This window comes from Pantoea stewartii (assembly GCF_011044475.1).
Classification (GTDB): Bacteria; Pseudomonadota; Gammaproteobacteria; order Enterobacterales; family Enterobacteriaceae; genus Pantoea; species Pantoea stewartii.
Genome location: NZ_CP049115.1, coordinates 1,959,549 through 1,978,368, shown reverse-complemented (window position 1 = coordinate 1,978,368; position 18,820 = coordinate 1,959,549). Strand labels below are relative to the sequence as shown.

Annotated in this window: 12 protein-coding genes and 3 tRNA genes; 8 read left to right on the top strand and 7 right to left on the bottom strand. The window is 56.1% G+C overall.

Going from position 1 to position 18,820, the window contains the following annotated elements; translation table 11 throughout:
• The first annotated feature begins 31 nt into the window (after positions 1-31).
• The 3 genes from ptrA to recD are packed head-to-tail and all read left to right on the top strand — an operon-like array spanning position 32 to position 8,306.
• The gene (gene ptrA / locus G5574_RS09330) at positions 32-2,920 is read left to right on the top strand and encodes a pitrilysin (RefSeq protein WP_039338410.1); all 2,889 of its coding nucleotides are present in this window, start codon (positions 32-34) and stop codon (positions 2,918-2,920) included.
• Positions 2,917-6,456 (top strand): exodeoxyribonuclease V subunit beta, encoded by a 3,540-nt coding sequence (gene recB, locus G5574_RS09325; protein ID WP_164482535.1) that lies wholly within the window; start codon positions 2,917-2,919, stop codon positions 6,454-6,456. The genes ptrA and recB overlap by 4 nt, the downstream gene beginning before the upstream one ends.
• The gene (gene recD, locus G5574_RS09320; protein WP_164482534.1) at positions 6,453-8,306 is read left to right on the top strand and encodes an exodeoxyribonuclease V subunit alpha; all 1,854 of its coding nucleotides are present in this window, start codon (positions 6,453-6,455) and stop codon (positions 8,304-8,306) included. The genes recB and recD overlap by 4 nt, the downstream gene beginning before the upstream one ends.
• Positions 8,307-8,340: 34 nt before the next feature.
• Here recD and argA read toward each other — a convergent pair whose 3' ends face one another.
• Positions 8,341-9,669, bottom strand: coding sequence for an amino-acid N-acetyltransferase (gene argA, locus G5574_RS09315; protein ID WP_006120790.1), 1,329 nt, complete (start codon positions 9,667-9,669; stop codon positions 8,341-8,343).
• A gap of 233 nt (positions 9,670-9,902) precedes the next feature.
• Here argA and amiC point away from each other — a divergent pair, with 233 nt between their 5' ends.
• Positions 9,903-11,147, top strand: a complete 1,245-nt coding sequence (gene amiC / locus G5574_RS09310; protein WP_033739588.1) for an N-acetylmuramoyl-L-alanine amidase AmiC — start codon at positions 9,903-9,905, stop codon at positions 11,145-11,147.
• Between the two features lie 117 nt (positions 11,148-11,264).
• Here the strand turns inward: amiC and dsdA are convergent, their stop codons facing one another.
• The 4 genes from dsdA to G5574_RS09290 form a co-directional block, all read right to left on the bottom strand.
• A complete protein-coding gene (gene dsdA, locus G5574_RS09305; RefSeq protein WP_164482533.1) occupies positions 11,265-12,593 on the bottom strand; it encodes a D-serine ammonia-lyase in 1,329 nt (442 codons plus the stop codon).
• Positions 12,594-12,769: 176 nt separating this feature from the next.
• Positions 12,770-12,846, bottom strand: a tRNA-Met gene (locus tag G5574_RS09300).
• A 61-nt stretch (positions 12,847-12,907) separates the two neighbouring features.
• A tRNA-Met gene (locus G5574_RS09295) sits at positions 12,908-12,984 on the bottom strand.
• A gap of 62 nt (positions 12,985-13,046) precedes the next feature.
• Positions 13,047-13,123, bottom strand: a tRNA-Met gene (locus G5574_RS09290).
• Positions 13,124-13,327: 204 nt separating this feature from the next.
• Between G5574_RS09290 and mltA the strand changes: the two genes are divergently transcribed.
• Positions 13,328-14,476: a murein transglycosylase A gene (gene mltA / locus G5574_RS09285; RefSeq protein WP_039338403.1), complete on the top strand. Its 1,149-nt coding sequence runs from the start codon at positions 13,328-13,330 to the stop codon at positions 14,474-14,476.
• A 49-nt stretch (positions 14,477-14,525) separates the two neighbouring features.
• Entirely contained in the window at positions 14,526-15,326 is an 801-nt protein-coding gene (gene tcdA / locus G5574_RS09280) for a tRNA cyclic N6-threonylcarbamoyladenosine(37) synthase TcdA (protein ID WP_164482532.1), read from the top strand.
• A 106-nt stretch (positions 15,327-15,432) separates the two neighbouring features.
• On the opposite strand, the gene csdE is transcribed toward tcdA, so the two are convergent.
• Both csdE and csdA read right to left on the bottom strand, forming a co-directional pair.
• Positions 15,433-15,882 carry a cysteine desulfurase sulfur acceptor subunit CsdE gene (csdE, locus tag G5574_RS09275; protein ID WP_164482531.1) on the bottom strand — a complete coding sequence of 150 codons (450 nt, stop codon included), beginning with the start codon at positions 15,880-15,882 and terminating at the stop codon, positions 15,433-15,435.
• A 2-nt stretch (positions 15,883-15,884) separates the two neighbouring features.
• Positions 15,885-17,093 carry a cysteine desulfurase CsdA gene (gene csdA / locus G5574_RS09270; RefSeq protein ID WP_164482530.1) on the bottom strand — a complete coding sequence of 403 codons (1,209 nt, stop codon included), beginning with the start codon at positions 17,091-17,093 and terminating at the stop codon, positions 15,885-15,887.
• A gap of 207 nt (positions 17,094-17,300) precedes the next feature.
• Between csdA and G5574_RS09265 the strand changes: the two genes are divergently transcribed.
• Entirely contained in the window at positions 17,301-17,522 is a 222-nt protein-coding gene (locus tag G5574_RS09265) for a YgdI/YgdR family lipoprotein (protein ID WP_006120783.1), read from the top strand.
• A 336-nt stretch (positions 17,523-17,858) separates the two neighbouring features.
• A complete protein-coding gene (locus G5574_RS09260; protein ID WP_006120782.1) occupies positions 17,859-18,776 on the top strand; it encodes a transcriptional regulator GcvA in 918 nt (305 codons plus the stop codon).
• Positions 18,777-18,820 lie beyond the last annotated feature (44 nt).

Here is an 18,820-nt window from a genome sequence, read left to right as displayed (position 1 = left end):
CGCGGCTTTTGGGTAACGTAAGAGGTTTTACATGCGCACACATGCACGCTTGATCGCCGCCATTCTGCTGGGCTTACTGGCGCTGGCGGTACAAGCCGAAACCGGCGCGGGCTGGCAGCCTGTCAACACGCCCATCGGGAAAAGCGAACAGGATCCGCGTCAGTATCAGGCCATCACGCTGAATAATGGCATGACGGTGCTGTTGGTTTCAGATACTCAGGCGCCGAAATCCCTTGCTGCGCTGACATTGCCCATTGGCTCACTGGATGATCCCGCGCAGCAGCCCGGCCTGGCGCACTACCTTGAACATATGGTGCTGATGGGCTCAACGCGTTACCCACAGCCTGACAGCCTTGCCGATTTTCTCAAGAAACACGGTGGCAGCCATAATGCCAGCACCGCCTCCTATCGCACGGCTTATTACCTCGAAGTCGAAAACGATGCGCTTGAGCCTGCCGTCGATCGTCTGGCCGACGCGATTGCTGAACCCTTACTGGATCCGGTCAATGCCGATCGGGAACGCCATGCGGTCAATGCGGAGTTGACCATGGCACGGTCCCGTGACGGTTTGCGCATGGGACAGGTCGGGGCTGAGACGATTAACCCGGCGCACCCGGCCGCGCATTTTTACGGCGGCAATCTGGATACCCTGCGCGATAAGCCCGGCAGTAATCTGCATCAGGCGCTGCTGGACTTTTACCACACGCACTATTCAGCCAATCTGATGAAGGCGGTGATCTACAGTAATAAACCGCTGGCAGAGATGGCGACCATCGCCGTGAATACGTTTGGGCGCGTGGCTAACCACAATGCCAGCGTTCCCGCGATTACCGAGCCGGTCGTCACGGAAGCCCAGCAGGGCATCATTATTCACTATGTGCCGGCGCAGCCGCGTAAGCAGTTAAAAATCGAGTTCCGTATTCCGAATAACAGCGACCGCTTTCGCAGCAAAACGGACACGCTTATCAGCTATGTCATTGGTAACCGGAGCCCCAATACGCTGGCCGACTGGCTGCAAAAACAGGGCCTGGCCGACGGCGTCAGCGCGGGAGCCGATCCGGTGACCGAGCGCACCAGCGGCGTGTTCTCCATCAGCGTGTCATTAACGGACAAAGGTCTGGCACAACGTGATGAGGTCGTCGCGGCTGTTTTTAGCTACCTCGCGATGCTGCGCAAAAACGGTATCGACCAACGCTATTTCGATGAAGTTTCGCATGTGCTGGCGCTGGACTTCCGTTATCCGTCAATCACCCGCGACATGGACTATATTGAGTGGCTGGCGGATACGATGCTGCGTGTTCCGGTTGAGCACACGCTGGATGCGCCTTATCTGGCCGATCGCTACGATCCCGCGGCTATCAATGCTCGTCTGGAAAGCATGACGCCAGCGCAGGCGCGAATCTGGTACATCAGCCCGCAGGAACCGCATAACAAGCTGGCCTATTTTGTGAATGCGCCTTATCAGGTTGATAAGATAACGGCCCAGACGTTGACGCAATGGCAACAGCGTGGCCAGGCGATTCAGCTCGCCATGCCGCGCTTAAATCCCTACATTCCCGATGCGTTTACCCTGGTGTCGACAGACAAAACCTACCGTCATCCGGTTAAGCTCGACAATGATTTCGGGATGCGTATTTACTGGATGCCAAGCCAGTTCTATGCCAGCGAGCCAAAGGCCAGCATCACCGTCGCGCTGCGAAATCAGCAGGCGATCAGTGATGCGCGTCAGCAGGTACTGTTCGGCCTGAATGATTATCTGGCAAGCCTGGCGCTGGATGAACTGAGTTCCCAGGCGTCTATTGGCGGCATCAGTTTTTCAACCAGCGAAAACGATGGTCTGGTCTTTAATGCCAGCGGCTTCACACAACGCCTGCCTGACCTGCTTAAGCAGTTAGTTAATCGCTACAGCACTTTTCAGCCCAGCGAGGCACAGCTACAACAGGCCAAATCCTGGTATCTGGAGCGTCTGGATGCTGCAGAGAAAGGAAAAGCCTTCGAGCAGGCGATCCAGCCTATGCAGCTCTTATCCCAACTGCCTTACACGCAGCGAGACACGCGCCGTAAGCTGGTCAAGGGGATTACACTGAAGGATGTCGTGGCCTATCGCGATGCCTTAATTAAAAATGCCACGCCAGAAATGATGGTGATCGGTAACCTGAGTGCTGACAGTGTGACGCAACTGGGACGCGAGCTGAAACAGCAGATGCAGTGCGACGGTACGCACTACTGGCACAGCAATTACCTCAGTGTCGAAAAGCCGCTTAAGGCGAATCTGGAGCAGCACGGCAGCAGTACGGACTCTGCGCTGGCGGCGCTCTATATTCCCCTGGGTTATGACGAATACCAGAGTATGGCCAACAGCGCGATGCTCAGTCAGATTGTCCAGCCGTGGTTCTATAACCAACTGCGTACCGAGGAGCAGTTAGGTTATGCCGTGTTTGCGTTCAGGATGCCGGTAGGGCGTCAGTGGGGGATTGGCTTTCTGCTGCAAAGTAACAGTAAGCCACCCGCTTATCTGATGCAGCGCTATCAGGCGTTTTATCCCCAGGCGGAACACCGCCTGCGCTCGATGAGTCAGGCCGATTTTGTACAGTATCAGCAGGCCATGATCAACGATTTGAAACAGCGTCCACAAACGCTGAATGAAGAGGCCGATCGTTACAGCCGCGATTTTGATCGGCAGAATTACGATTTTGATACCCGACAAAAGTTGATGGAGCAGGTTCAACAGCTTACCCCTGCCGGACTGGCGGACTTCTTTCACCAGGCCGTCATGCAGAAAAAAGGCATGGCAATGACCTCTCAAATCGCCGGTAGCGGTGAGCATAACATCGCGTTCGCACCGTTACCGGGCTGGCGGACCTGGCCAGAAATCGCCAAATTACAGCAGTCTCTGCCGGTCAAGAGTGAAACACCATGACGGCGTCCAGACCTGAACCGTTAAACCCCCTAACGCTGCCCCTCAACGGCGAGCGGTTAATTGAAGCCTCAGCGGGCACCGGTAAAACCTTTACGATTGGTCTGCTCTACCTGCGTTTGTTATTAGGGCTGGGGGGCGAGAACGCCTGGCGCAGGCCGCTGTCAGTCGAAGAGATCCTGGTGGTGACTTTTACAGAAGCCGCCACGGCGGAGCTGCGCGGCCGTATTCGTGACAATATTCATCAGCTTCGGCTCGCCTGCGTGCGGGGTAAAAGCCATAACACCATGCACCAACAGCTGATTGAACAGATAGCGGATTTGCCCCAGGCGGCCTCGCTGCTGCTGGCGGCTGAGCGGCAAATGGATGAAGCGGCGATTTTTACCATTCATGGTTTTTGCCAGCGCATGCTCAACCTGAATGCCTTTGAGTCAGGCATGTTGTTCGAGCAGGAACTCATCGAAAACGAACAAACGTTACTCCGCCAGGCCGCGGCGGATTTCTGGCGTCGCCAGTGTTATCCCCTGTCACTGGATGTGGCCCGGGTGATCGCGGCGGAGTGGAGCGGCCCGGACAGTTTGTTGACGACGTTACGGCCCTGGCTGCAGGGGGAATCCCCCAGGCTGAAGCGGCCGCCTCGCGCAGACGAAACGCTGGCATCACGTCATACCGCTAACCTGCAACGCATCCAGGCCCTCAAGCAGCAGTGGCAGACTGTCTGTGCCGATATCGAAGGGATGATCGCGGCTTCCGGCGTCGACAAACGCAGCTACAGCAGTAAGCACTTACCTAACTGGGTGGCGAAAGTGACTCAGTGGGCACAGAGCGATACGCTGGATTACCAGTTTCCTAAAGAGCTTGAACGCTTTGGCCAGCAGGTGCTGCACGAAAAAACCAAAAAGGGCGAGGCACCGCAACATGCGCTGTTCGATGCCGTCGATGGCTTTCTTGCCGAACCGCTGACGCTCCGCGATATCATCATCTGGCAGGCGCTGAGCGAGGTGAAAGAAACGGTGCAGCGGGAAAAACGGCAGCGTGCCTTGCTGGGATTTGACGATCTGTTAAGTCGTCTGGATGAAGCGCTTCAGCAGCCGGGCGGGGCGCTGCTGGCCGAAACTATTCGTGGCCGTTTCCCGGTGGCCCTGATTGACGAGTTTCAGGATACCGACCCGCAACAGTACCGAATCTTCCGTACGCTGTATATTCAACAGCCGGATGTGGCGTTGCTGCTCATTGGCGATCCCAAGCAGGCGATCTATGCGTTTCGCGGCGCAGATATTTTTACCTACTTACGCGCCCGTAGTGAAGTTAGTGCTCACTATACGCTGGAGACGAACTGGCGCTCATCGCCCGCGATGGTGAACAGCGTCAACCGCCTGTTTTCACAGGTTGACGCACCCTTTTTATTTTCTTCCATTCCGTTTCTTCCGGTCAGCCCGGCCGCCCCGAATCAGGCGTTAACGCTGGTTTACCATGATCAGCCCCAGCCAGCCTTGCGCTTCTGGCTCCAGCCGGGCGAAGGTGTTGGAGTAAGTGATTACCAACAATTTATGGCCCAGCAGTGTGCGGCCGATATCAGCCGCTGGCTGGCGGCCGGTCAGCAGGGCAAGGCGCGGTTAGGGAAAGGCGATGCACTGCAGCCGGTTAAGGCCTCGGATATCACCGTACTGGTGCGTAGCCGCAATGAAGCCAGTCTGATTCGTGACGCGCTGAATAAGCTGGCCATTCCGTCGGTCTACCTGTCCAGCCGTGACAGCGTTTATACCACGCCTGAAGCGCGCGAGCTGTTATGGCTGTTGCAGGCGGTGCAGTCACCTGAACAGGAGCGACTGCTGCGTAGCGCGCTGGCCACGTCCATCTTTGCTATCGATGCCGCCCAACTTGATGCGCTGGCGCAAAACGAACGTGAGTGGGATGCGCTGGTAGAGCAGTTTGTCAGCTGGCAGCAGATCTGGCAGCAACGTGGCGTACTGCCCATGTTGCGCGATGTAATGATTAAACGGCAACTGGCGGAAAATATGCTGGCTTCCGAAAATGGCGAGCGGCGCTTAACCGATCTGATGCATCTGGGCGAATTACTGCAGGAAGCGGCAACGCAGCTCGACAGCACGCATGCACTGGTGCGTTTCCTGGCACAGCAAATTGCCCGCCCTGACAGCCAGGCCGCCAGTCAGCAGCTGCGTCTGGAAAGCGATCGCCATCTGGTGCAGATCGTCACGATTCACAAATCCAAAGGCCTGCAGTATCCGCTGGTCTGGCTGCCGTTTGCGGCCGGATTTCGCGAAGCGGCCAGCGCCCTGTATCACGACCGTGAAAGTTTTGCTGCCATGCTCGACGTGCAGGGCGATGCACAGAGCCTGACGCTGGCGGAAGAGGAGCGACTGGCCGAGGATTTACGGCTGCTCTATGTCGCGCTGACGCGCTCGGTTTACCACTGCAGCGTGGGTATTGCGCCCCTAATCAAAGGCGCGCGTAAAAAAGAGGGCGACAGCGATCTGCATAAGAGCGCGCTGGGCTACCTGGTACAGCGCGGTGAGAGCGGCGATGCCGCCGTGCTCAGTCACCATCTTGAGGCGCTCGCAGGCGAAGGGATTGAGATGATACGGAGCGAGCTGCAGCCCGGCGCGAAGTGGCAGGACAGCGAACACCGCGAGAACGCGCTGAGCAGTCGGGAAATGACCCGAGCGCTGGCGGACAGCTGGCGCGTCACCAGTTATTCCGGATTACAACAGCACGGCAGTTCCCCCCTGCTGGATGCTTTGCCGAAATTCGATATTGATGCTGCTGGTGAGGCGGCTGAGGATGAAGAGCCCTTGTTAACGCCGCACCACTTCCCCCGCGGTGCGGCTCCCGGCACGTTTCTGCACGGACTGTTTGAGGCCATGGATTTCACTGAGCCGCCGGACGCATTCTGGCTGGAGGATCAGCTTCAGCAACAGGGCTATTCCCTGAACTGGCTGCCCGTGATTCAGCAGTGGATCGCCCGCGTACTGACCACGCCGCTCAACAAAGACGGCTTAACCCTGGACTGCATCCGCAGCGCTGATCGGCTGATTGAGATGGAGTTTTACCTGCCGATCAACCGCCTGCTGACGGCTGCCGATCTGGATGCGCTGATGCGCCGGTACGATCCACTGTCGCAGCGCGCTGCCGCGCTGGATTTCCGTCAGGTGAGAGGCATGTTAAAAGGCTTTATTGATTTGGTATTTCGCTGGCAGGGAAAATATTATCTGCTGGATTACAAATCGAACTGGCTGGGTGACAGCCATACCGCGTATACGCAGGAGGCGATGGCGCAGGCCATGATCGACCATCGCTATGACCTGCAATATCAGCTGTACACACTGGCGCTGCACCGGTATCTGCAGCACCGCCTGGCGGGCTATGATTACCAACAGCATTTTGGCGGCGTCTTTTATGTATTCCTGCGCGGGGTGGATGGCACCTCTGCCGATAACGGCATCTTTACCACTCGTCCCGATCCCGCCTTTATTGAGGAACTGGATGCATTGTTTGGTCATACAGAGGAGAGCTTATGAGTGATATAAACGCCTTGCTGCTTCAGGCAGTCGAAAAGCGTTTACTGCGTCCTCTGGATATTCAGTTTGCCCGCCTGATTGCAGATGAGACGCAACCCTTTCGGTTGCTGGCAGCGGCCTGTGTGAGTGCCGACGCGGGCGAAGGACATGTCTGCCTGCCGCTGGCTAACCTGAATGAGGCTGGACTGTTCTCCGGTCGTCAGCCCGCACTGGCGCAGGCATTGTGGCAGGCCGCAGGCGCGCCCGATGAAGCAGAGCGGCATGCACAGTTGTCCAGTTGGTCAGCGGTGAGCGATGGCCGTGTTGTCACGCCCCTGGTGCTGAGTCACCAGCGTTTATACCTGCACCGGCTCTGGCAAAGTGAAGGCCAGGTTGCCCGGTTTTTCTCATTGCAGCCGGATAGCGGGACGTTTGATTCGCAACAGGCACGAGATGTTCTGCAGACGTTATTTGGCCGTCAACCTGACGACTGGCAAAAAATTGCTGCTGCGGTGGCACTGACCCGTAAAACCGCCGTTATTTCAGGCGGACCCGGTACCGGCAAAACCACGACGGTGGCGAAATTGCTGGCGGCGCTGATTCGCCTGAATCCCGAACCTCTGCGCATACAGCTGGCGGCACCGACAGGGAAAGCGGCAGCCCGTCTGACCGAATCCCTGGGAAAAGCCCTGCAGGGACTGGCGGTGGACGATGACGAGCGTGCGCGTTTTCCTGCTGAAGCGACCACGCTGCATCGCCTGCTTGGCGCACAGCCTGACTCGCAGCGCATGCGCTACCATGCGGGTAACCCGTTACACCTGGATGTGCTGGTGGTTGATGAAGCGTCGATGGTTGATCTGACGATGATGGCAAAACTGATTTCCGCCTTGCCGCCTCACGCCAGAGTGGTGTTTCTGGGCGATCGCGATCAGCTGGCTTCGGTTGAAGCCGGAGCGGTGTTGGGGGACATTTGTCGTTGCAGCGAAACCGGCTTCAGTCCGGCGCGCGCCGCACAACTGGTGACGCTTACCGAATGTGCGCTTACGGGCAGCGATGACGATACCGCGCCTGCCGTTCGCGACAGCATTTGTCTGCTCCGCCAGAGTTACCGCTTTGACGAAAAGTCCGGTATTGGCCAGCTTGCCCGCACCGTCAACCAGGGCGATGCGCGCCAGATGAGTAAGGTGTTCGCCGCCGGACATGCTGACCTGTCTTTTCAGCCGCTGAATGACGGTGAGGCATATCAGACCATGCTGAACGAGGTGGCGCAGGGCTATCAGGACTATCTGGATGCCGTTCAGCGTCAGGCTGCGCCAGAACAGGCCATTGCGGCATTTAGCCGTTATCAGCTTCTGTGTGCCCTGCGTGAAGGGCCATTCGGTGTGCACGGATTAAATCAGCGCATCGAACAGCGTCTGATGCAGCTGCAGCGCATCCGGCGTCCTGCACTGGGCAGCCGCTGGTATCCGGGACGTCCGGTGATGATCACCCGCAACGACAGTGCCCTGGGGCTGTTTAACGGCGATATCGGCATTACGTTGCGTGATGCTGAAGGGCAACTCAGGGTGTTTTTTCCGTTGCCAGACGGCAGCGTGAAAGCGATTCAGCCCAGCCGTTTGCCGTCTCATGAAACGGCATGGGTGATGACGGTGCACAAGTCGCAGGGTTCAGAGTTTGATCATACCGCGCTGGTCATGCCGACGCAGTTTTTGCCGGTCCTGACCCGTGAGCTGGTTTACACGGCCATTACCCGCGCACGCAAACAACTGACCCTTTACAGCGATCGCGCGATATTCGAACGGGCAGTCCAGTTGCAGACGCAGCGGCGAAGTGGCCTGGTGGAAAGGCTGGGGGCGGAAACGCAGGGATAGCAGGTCGGGCGGCAGGATGGCCGCCCGGCTGCCATCAGGTTAAATCGGCCATCAGCACCTTGGAACGGCGCTGGTAGTTGTACATCTCTTTCTTACTCTCCGGCAGCGACTCGATATCCACCGGCGTGAAGCCGCGCTCCTGGAACCAGTGGATACTGCGTGTGGTTAACACAAACAGTTTTTCCAGCCCCATCTGCTTCGCCTGAAGTGCAACGCGTTGCAGCAGCAGCTCTCCGCGTGAGGAGCTGCGGTAATCCGGATGGACCGCAACGCACGCCATTTCGCCAATCTTTTCATCCATAAACGGATAGAGCGCGGCGCAGGCGATGGTCAGGTTATCCCGCTGAATGATGGTGAATTTGTCGATCTCCATTTCCAGCTGTTCGCGTGAACGGCGTACCAGAATCCCTTGCTGCTCCAGCGGACGAATCAGCTCCAGAATGCCACCGATGTCGTTGATCGTGGCCCGACGAATCTGCTCGGCGGACTCCATGACAATCTGCGTACCAATGCCGTCGCGCGAGAAGAGTTCCTGTAACAGGGCGCCGTCTTCCTGATAGCTGATCAGATGGCTGCGACGGACGCCGCTGCGACAGGCTTTAACGGCGCCACGCAGAAAGCGCACCGTGCCAGACAGAAAATCGCCATCGCGTTCCATTTCATCAATGCGTGCCTGAGCGTCATTGGGAAATAACTCCGAGACAATGTTGCCTTCACGATCGATTACGCCCTGTTCCGAGCAGAAGCCAATCATTTTTTCTGCTTTAAGCTTAATTGCCAGCTGCGTGGCCACTTCTTCAGAAGTCAGGTTAAAACTTTCACCGGTCACTGACACGGCCACCGGACCCAGCAGCACAATAGCATCGTTGTCGAGCTGGCGGTGAATAGCCTCTTCATCAATACGACGAATGCGACCGCTGTGACAGTAATCGACGCCATCATCCACGCCGAGCGGCTGGGCAATGATAAAGTTGCCGCTCACCACGTTGATATGCGCGCCCTGTAACGGAGTGTTGTTCAGGCTCATGGAAAGGCGGGCGGTAATATCCAACTGAAGACGGCCTGCGGCCTGCTTTACCAGCTCCAGTGACTGCGCGTCGGTCACGCGGGTATATTTGTGGTAAACCGGTTCCAGCTGGTTTGCGGCGAGGCTGGCATCAATCTGCGGACGTGCGCCGTACACGACGACTAAACGAATGCCAAGGCTGTGAAGCAGGCCAATATCGTTGACGATGCTTGAGAAATTTTCATGCTCAATGGCCTCACCGCCAAGCATGATGACAAATGTCTTATCCCGATGCGCATTGATATAGGGAACGGTATGGCGAAAACCCTGAACCAGTTCAGTACTACGTTCCTTCACGGCTAACCCTCAGTGAATGTTTATTCGTATTTTCTGTATTTTTATGCCTTTGGCGGCCATTTTGCAAGCGCTAATCCTGACGTTTATTTACGTTTTTTCAGGTGATAACGCCGCTAACAGACTGCATTATTTAGAGTTTCCGGGGTGACATCGTCAGCCGGATTGGATAAAGTTTTCGCCGCCATTTTATTTGGTTGCCGTTTTTTTAAACACGATATAACAGCTGGAGTGGCATGTCGGAAGGTCATCCCCTTATTTCACGTAGACGATTATTAAAAGGTACTGGGGCACTGCTGCTGCTCAGCGTAAGCGGTGTGGGCATCGCGGCCACCAGCCATATTATGGCGGTTCGCATCTGGCCCTCTTCAACCTATTCGCGCATGACGCTGGAATCCAATGTTGCCCTTAAGTATAAGCAGTTCGCACTGACGAATCCGGACCGGCTGGTCATCGACATTGAGAACCTGCACCTTAATTCGGTCCTTAAGGGCGTTAACCAGCACGTCAGGGTGGACGATCCTTTTATCAAAAACGCCAGGGTCGGGCAGTTCGATGCCAATACCGTGCGGGTGGTGCTGGAACTGAAACGCAACGTCTCGCCAAAAATCTTCAGCCTTGCACCGGTCTCCAGTATTCAACACCGGCTGGTGGTCGATCTCTACCCCAGCCAGAATACGGTAGAAGATGATCCGCTGCTGGCATTACTGAAAGATTACAACCAGGGCGATCTGGATAAAAATGAAAGCGTTCAGCCGCCGTTACCCGGTAAAGCCGGGCGCGATCGCCCCATCATTATCATGATCGATCCTGGCCATGGCGGGGAAGATCCGGGCGCGCACGGTAAATACAAAACCCGTGAAAAAGACATTGTGTTGAAGATTGGCCGCCGCCTTAAGGCGCTGATTGAGAAAGAACACAATATGAAGGCGTACATGACGCGTAACGAGGATGTGTTTATTCCCCTGCGGGTTCGCGTGGCCAAAGCCCGGAAACAGCGGGCCGATCTGTTCGTCTCCATTCATGCGGATGCGTTCACCAGCCGGGCCGCACGGGGCTCCTCTGTGTTTGCCCTTTCGACCCGGGGGGCGACGTCAGCCGCGGCGCGTTTTCTGGCGCAAACCCAGAATGAATCCGACCTGATTGGCGGCGTCAGCATGAGTGGCGATCGCTATCTGGATCACACCATGTTTGATATGGTGCAGCGCCAGACGATCCATGACAGCCTGAAGTTTGGCAAAGAAGTGCTGCACCGGATGGGGCGGATTAACCATCTGCACAAACGCACTGTGGATCAGGCTGGTTTTGCGGTGCTGAAGGCACCGGATATTCCCTCGATCCTGGTGGAAACCGCGTTCATCAGCAACGTCGAAGAAGAGCGTAAACTCCGCACCACGCGTTATCAACATCAGGTCGCCGAGGCCATTCTGGAAGGCATTAAGGCCTATTTCAAAAACGGGGCGGCGCTGGCACACCGTTAAGCAACCGGGCAGGAAAAATCACCCGCCCGGCCTTATCTGCTGTCAGGGTTTGTCGTCAGAAGAAGAACAGGGACCGGGTTGCGTGGCGTTCCTGTCTCGCCGGCGATGTGCGTCCACTTAGCGGCCTTTTGCCAGGTACTGCGCCATTTCCTGTTCCGGCACCATGCCGCCGCCCGTCGCCCAGACCAGGTGAGTGGCCTGTTGTAACTGTGTTGGGCTGAAGTCGTGCAGCGCGTGATAGTGCGCTGAACCACATACGTGCTGTGGACCGATCATCCCGGCCAGCGCAGAAGGTTCAAGCCGCAGACCTTCTTCCTGCGCCAGCCAGCCGAGCATGTCGTACATGCGCGCATCATCAAGTGTGTAAATGCCATCCAGCAGACGTTGCATGGCTCTGCCCACAAAGCCGGACGCCCGGCCTACCGCCAGACCATCCGCAGCCGTGACATTATCAATACCTATGTCCTGTACGGAAATTCCGTCGTGTAAGCCCGTTGTTATGCCCAGCAACATGCAGGGCGAATGAGTGGGCTCCGTAAACAGACAGTGAACATGGTCACCCCATGCCAGCTTCAGGCCAAACGCGACGCCGCCGGGGCCACCGCCCACGCCGCAGGGCAGGTACACAAATAAGGGATGTTGAGCATCAACCACGCGGCCCTGTTGTTCAAACTGCGCTTTCAGCCGTTGGCCGGCGACCGCATAACCTAAAAACAGTGTGCGGGAGTTTTCATCGTCAATAAAGAAACAGTTGGGGTCCGATGCGGCCGCTTTGCGTCCTTGCCCGACCGCCACGCCGTAATCCTGTTCATATTCCACCACCGTTACGCCATGGCTGCGCAGTTTTGCTTTCTTCCATTCCCGGGCATCCGCCGACATATGAACGGTTACGTTAAAGCCGAGGCGGGCGCTCATGATGCCAATCGACAGCCCGAGATTGCCGGTCGATCCCACGGCAATACGGTACTGGCTAAAAAACTGCCGAAGCGTGGGGGAGAGCAACGTGCGGTAATCCGCCTCCGGGGACAGCAAACCGGCAGCTAATGCCAGTTTCTCGGCATGATTCAGGACTTCATAAATGCCGCCACGCGCTTTGATGGAGCCAGAAATCGGCAGGTGGCTGTCTTTCTTCAGCAGCAGTGTGCCTGCAATTTTCTGGCCGTACGCCTGTTCCAGCCGGGCCTGCATGGCGGGGATCGCGACCACATCCGATTCGATTATACCGCCCGTGGCGGCGGTTTCAGGAAAGGCCTGAGCCAGCAAAGGCGCAAACCGCTTCAGGCGGGCATGGGCGGCTTCAACGTCCTGCTCTGTCAGACCCACAAAGGGCAGGGCGTTGGCGACGGTTGTGGTGGCAGGATTGAACCAGATGGTTTCTTTCAGCGCGATCATATCCGCAACCGGCGGATACTGTGCAGCAAGTGCAGCAATGTTGAAGGTATTCATAACAGACCTTGTCGTGTCCGGATGAATCATAAAAGCAGAAACGGGTTGGCCAGAGCAAGATCTGTTGCGACATTCGCGTGCGGTCTGATCTCACTGCGTGTCTGAGCGGTAAAAAGGAGAGGGGGATTGACTGACGGAGGCCAGAAACAAAAAAACACCTTCTCAGGTGTTTAAAGTGGTTGCGGGGGCCGGATTTGAACCGACGACCTTCGGGTTATGAGCCCGACGAGCTACCAGGCTGCTCCACCCCGCGTCCGATTGCGCATAGCGACTTTCACATTGTCCCTTCTGAGTGAGCATTATCTCAGAAGAATTGGTTGCGGAGGCCGGATTTGAACCGACGACCTTCGGGTTATGAGCCCGACGAGCTACCAGGCTGCTCCACCCCGCGTCCGATTGCGCATAGCGACTTTTCACATTGTTTCTTCTGTCTGAGCAAAACTACAGAAGAACTGGTTGCGGGGGCCGGATTTGAACCGACGACCTTCGGGTTATGAGCCCGACGAGCTACCAGGCTGCTCCACCCCGCGTCCGTGGATGCGCACTATACTCCGCACGATGATTGTTGCAACCCCTTTTTGCCCTAAAAGGCTAAATTTGCTGTTAATTGCTGAAGGATTCCACCAATTGGTGATTTATTGCACCGATATCCGTTATGACGAAAGAGGATGGATTTCATTCTGATGACGGCTTTGCTATCGTCGCGTGGCGAACACTTATAAAAAGAGATGAAGATGAAAGGACGTTGGGCGAAGTACGCACTTACTGGCGCATTTTTAGCGCTTCTGGCGGGCTGTAGTTCTAAGCCGACCGATCGGGGTCAACAATATAAAGACGGAAAACTTGATCAGCCCTTAGCGCTGGTGAATCAACCTAACGCCAAAGGCCGTCCGGTTAACGGCAGAGATTTTGGGCAACAGATTCAGCAAATCCAGGCGGCCGCTTCGGGTTTGTTTGGCCGTAACAACAGCACTTACAGTGCGGTTGAAAACTGGCTGATGGCGGGGGGCGATACACGACAGTTGCGCCAGTTTGGGTTAAATGCGTTTCAGATGGAAGGCACCGATAATTACGGTAACGTCCAGTTCACGGGCTACTACACGCCGGTCGTTCAGGCACGCTACACGCGACAGGGCGAGTTTCAGTACCCTATTTACCGCATGCCGCCGCGCAAACGCGGTCAGAAATTACCCAGCCGCGCATCGATATACAGTGGGGCGTTAGACGATCGCTACGTGATTGCCTGGAGTAACTCACTCATTGATAACTTTATTATGGATGTGCAGGGCAGCGGCTATGTCGATTTTGGTGACGGACGTCCGATGAGCTTTTTTGGTTATGGCGGCAAAAACGGCTGGGGTTATCATAGCATCGGTAAAGAGCTGATCGACCGGGGCGAGGTCAAGCGTGAAGACATGTCAATGCAGGCCATTCGCCAGTGGGCTGAGGAACATTCACCCGAGGAAGTGCGGGCGCTGCTAGAAACTAACCCCTCCTTTGTCTTTTTCAAACCCGAACCTTATGTGCCGGTACGTGGCGCGAGCGCGGTACCGCTGGTGGCGAAAGCCTCTGTGGCATCCGATCGTTCACTGATTCCTGCCGGAACGGTGCTGCTGGCGGAAGTGCCGCAGCTCAATGAAAAGGGCAAATTCAACGGGAAATATGAAATGCGGGTGATGGTGGCGCTGGATGTCGGCGGCGCGATCAAAGGCCAGCACTTCGATATCTATCAGGGCGTAGGGCCAGATGCTGCCCATCTGGCGGGGTTCTATAACCATTATGGTCGTGTGTGGGTGCTGAAATCGGCACCGGGAGCCGGTCAGCCGCTGTTCAGCAACGCGCAGAGCAACAACAACGGCAGCCTGCTGTTAGGCGCTAACTAAATTTTGAAGCGGCGGGCGATCGGGCCCGCGCTCAGTAACAGGTTCAACTATGAAAGTGTTAAACGATGCCTGGCACCAGCGATTTGGTGGCACGGCACGTCTTTATGGGCAGTCGGCGTTGCAGCATTTCGCTGATGCCCACTTCTGCGTGATTGGTATTGGCGGCGTGGGCTCCTGGGCTGCCGAGGCACTGGTAAGAACCGGCATCGGCAGGATTACCCTGATCGATATGGATGATGTCTGTATCACCAACACCAATCGTCAGATACATGCTATGAGCGGCAATGTGGGTAAAGCCAAAACGGACGTGATGGCCGAGCGTCTGCGCGCCATTAATCCTGACTGTGAGGTGATCTGTATTGATGACTTTATCACCCCGGAAAACACGGCGACGCTGCTGACTGCCGATGTCGACTATGTGATTGACGCTATCGACAGTGTGCGACCCAAGGCGGCGCTGATTGCCTGGTGTCGACGCAATAAGATTCCCCTGATCACCACGGGCGGCGCAGGTGGGCAAATCGATCCCACGCAAATCCAGGTGACTGACTTAGCGAAGACCATCCAGGATCCGCTGGCGGCTAAATTACGCGAGCGGCTTAAACAGCTGGGCGTGGTAAAAAACAGCAAAGGCAAGCTGGGCATCGACTGCGTTTTCTCTACAGAGGCGCTGGTTTATCCGCAGGCGGATGGCTCGGTTTGCGCCTCACGCAGCACAGCGGAAGGGCCGAAAAGAATGGATTGTGAATCCGGATTTGGCGCAGCCACGATGGTCACCGCCACCTTTGGCTTTGTCGCCGTTTCGCATGCCCTGAAGAAATTTCTGGCACGGGCCGCGCGCCAGGCGTAATGCTAATCTGCCGTGCAACGCGGTTGTACGGCTTTAGCCCGCGTTTGCCAGGCCGCCAGCCTGACCTGCTTAGCTAAACACTGGCCGACGACTGCGCCATGAGCGGTTAACCCAGCGCCCGTTGCGCATGCTGCTGGACGGCATCGGCCAGCGCTTTCAGGCCGCTACTGCGTGAGGCGCTAAGCTGCGCACGCAGGCCCAGCGATTCAAACAGATCCAGCGGATCGGCCGCCAGTAATTGCGCGGGCGTCTGGCCTTCAACAGCGGTGAGCAGCACGGCCAGCAAACCACGAACGATGCGACCTTCGCTGTCACCGTAAAAATGCAGGGAACCTTCTTCCCGGATCTGGCTGCCCAGCCAGACGCGATTCTCGCAACCACTCAGCTCACTGTCCGGTGTTCTTAATGCGTCAGGTAAGGCCGGCAACTGTCGGCCAAGTAAAATCAGCTGCCGGTAGCGATCCTCCCACTGCCGACAGTGAGAGAAGGTTTCTTTCAGATCCGCAGGCATAATTTCAACACCGAACGGATGCGGGGCAAGCAGGGATGCGTGCATGATTAAAACTCCGATAACAACGCGACAGCGCTGTGCATAGCGCGCAGCAGCGCATCGACGTCCTGTAAATTATTATAGGGGGCAAACGATACGCGCAGCGTCCCCTCAACGCCCAGTGCCGCCATTAACGGTTGGGCACAATGTTGACCCGCACGTAAGGCGATCCCGTGCTCTGCCAGCAGTGTCACGATATCGCTGTGATGAATTCCCTGAATGTCGAAGGCCAGCAGGCTGGCCTGGCCACAACGGAAACTGCGAAAGCCCGGCAGTTCTGCAAGCTGTTCCTCGGCCAGACTGGCTAACTGCTGGCTCCAGATCTCTGCTTTAGACATATTATGCTGTTGCAGCCAGCTCAGCGCGGCACTCAGTCCGGTCACGCCCGCCACGTTTGGCGTACCGGCCTCAAAGCGCCAGGGCACCGGCTGGGGCGTAAAGCCGGTGAAGTCGACCTTCGTCAGCATCTTACCGCCGCCCTGCCAGGGGGCCATCTCTTCCAGCAATTCCGCTTTACCGTACAGCACACCGATGCCCATTGGGCCATAGAGCTTGTGGCCGGAAAAGGCATAGAAATCAATATCCAGCGCCTGTACATCCGGCGGGCAATGTACGACGCCCTGCGCGCCATCGACCATAACTTTTGCCCCTGCCGCATGGGCAAGAGCGATGGCCCGGGATAAATCGGGGCAGCCGCCTGTGACATTGGACATCTGACCCAGCGCGAGCAGACGCGTCCGGTGAGTGATCAGTGAGGGCAGCTCGGCGATATCGGGCAGGCGATCCTCACCGATTGGCCATTTTACCACGCGCGCGCCCGTGGCCTGTGCGACCATGAGCCAGGGAACCAGATTGGCGTGGTGCTCGGCTTCGCTGACGAGGATTTCATCGCCGGGCTGTAAACGCGGGGCTAACCAGCTTTGCGCCACCAGGTTAATGGCTTCGGTGGTACCGCGCGTCCAGACAATCTGCCGGTCGCTGGCGGCATTGAGCCACTGCGCCACCTGGCCCCGCGCCTGCTCATACTGCTCGGTTAACCGGCGAGCCGCTGCAAACTGGCTACGATGAACCGTACCGGCGCTCAGGCTGTAGAACTGCTGAGTCGCCTCGATTACCGCCTGCGGTTTTAGCGTGGTGGCGGCGCTGTCGAGATAAACACCCGCGTCGCTCAGGGCAGGAAACTGCTGCCGGAATGAAGAAGGATTAAAGGCACGCATACATAGCTCGTTGTTAATTATCAGACTCAGGCTGAAAGATGGATGTCTGTCTGGCAAAGCTGGAAAAGCGGGTTATGCTGAATATTGCAAGGTAAAAACTTCACCCGCATGGCGATACGACATTCTGATAGTCGATCCCACTTGACCATTTCTCGGGTCAGCGTAACGCGGGCGGTTTGGTGCAATCAATCTGCAAGGAGATAGAAGATGAAAAAACTCGCCGCAATGCTGGCCGTTTGTACAATGGCCTTTACCCTGGCTGCCTGTTCAAGCAACTACGTAATGCATACCAATGACGGACGCACTATCGTTGCTGAAGGTAAACCAAGAGTCGATACTGATACCGGTATGATTAGCTATAAAGATGCGAATGGCAATGAGCAGCAGATTAACCGTTCAGATGTGAAAGAAATGGTTGAGATGAAGTAATCCGCGCATAAAAAAAGCACCGCAATTTGCGGTGCTACTCAATATCACAATGGACAGACAGGGTAAATCTACAGGAAATAAAAAAGCTTGATCTGTAAAGGTCAGATCAAAATTGCAAACACAACATCACGACCACAAGCCAAAAGCTTTCAGAAAATCTGCGAACTCACTCACAAATCTAAAAACTTTTCGTTCCGGCTCAGGAAGTACCGCAACTATAGGTATTTGCTGGAGCTTCCTCAACGGACAATTTATAATGTCTCGGATTATAAATTCTAATACGTTAAGGCTTTGTATTAGTCCGCGTATTTTTTGCCAGGCTGGCTATGGATAACCATGTCAAAACGTCTTCCTCCCCTGAATGCACTGCGGGTATTTGATGCCGCAGCACGCCATTTAAGCTTTACCAAAGCCGCTGAAGAGCTGTTTGTGACCCAGGCTGCTGTCAGTCACCAGATCAAATCACTGGAAGATTTTCTGGGACTGAAGCTGTTCAGACGGCGAAACCGGTCGCTTTTACTCACCGAGGAAGGCCAAAGTTACTATCTGGATATCAAAGAAATTTTCTCTGCGCTCAACGAGGCGACGCGTAAACTGCAGGCACGCAGCGCCAAAGGGGCGTTGACGGTGAGTTTGCTGCCAAGCTTTGCGATTCAGTGGCTGGTCCCGCGTCTTTCCAGCTTTAATCTGGCTTATCCGGGAATTGACGTCCGCATTCAGGCGGTCGATCGGGATGAAGAGAAGCTGGCCGATGATGTGGACGTGGCCATTTTCTATGGCCGGGGAAACTGGCCAGGCCTGCGGGTCGAAAAACTCTATGCCGAATATTTGCTGCCGGTTTGTTCGCCGTCGCTGATGACGGGGGAAAATCCCCTGAAAACGCCCATGGATCTGGCTCGTTTTACGCTGTTGCATGATGCTTCCCGCCGTGACTGGCAGGCGTATATCCGTCAGTCAGGCGTCCAGCATATCAATGTGCAACAGGGACCCATTTTCAGCCACAGCGCGATGGTGCTGCAGGCGGCCATCCATGGGCAGGGCGTTGCCCTGGCCAATAACGTTATGGCGCAAAGCGAAATCGAAGCGGGACGGTTGATTTGTCCGTTTAATGACGTTTTAGTGAGCAAAAATGCTTTTTATCTGGTTTGTCATGACAGTCAGGCAGAACTGGGTAAAATAGCCGCCTTTCGACAGTGGATCCTCGCCAAAGCGGCTACCGAACAAGAAAAATTCCGCTTTCGTTATGATCAGTAACTTTTTTATTTTTTTGCAGGGACCTGCAAACGCACCTTGAGGAT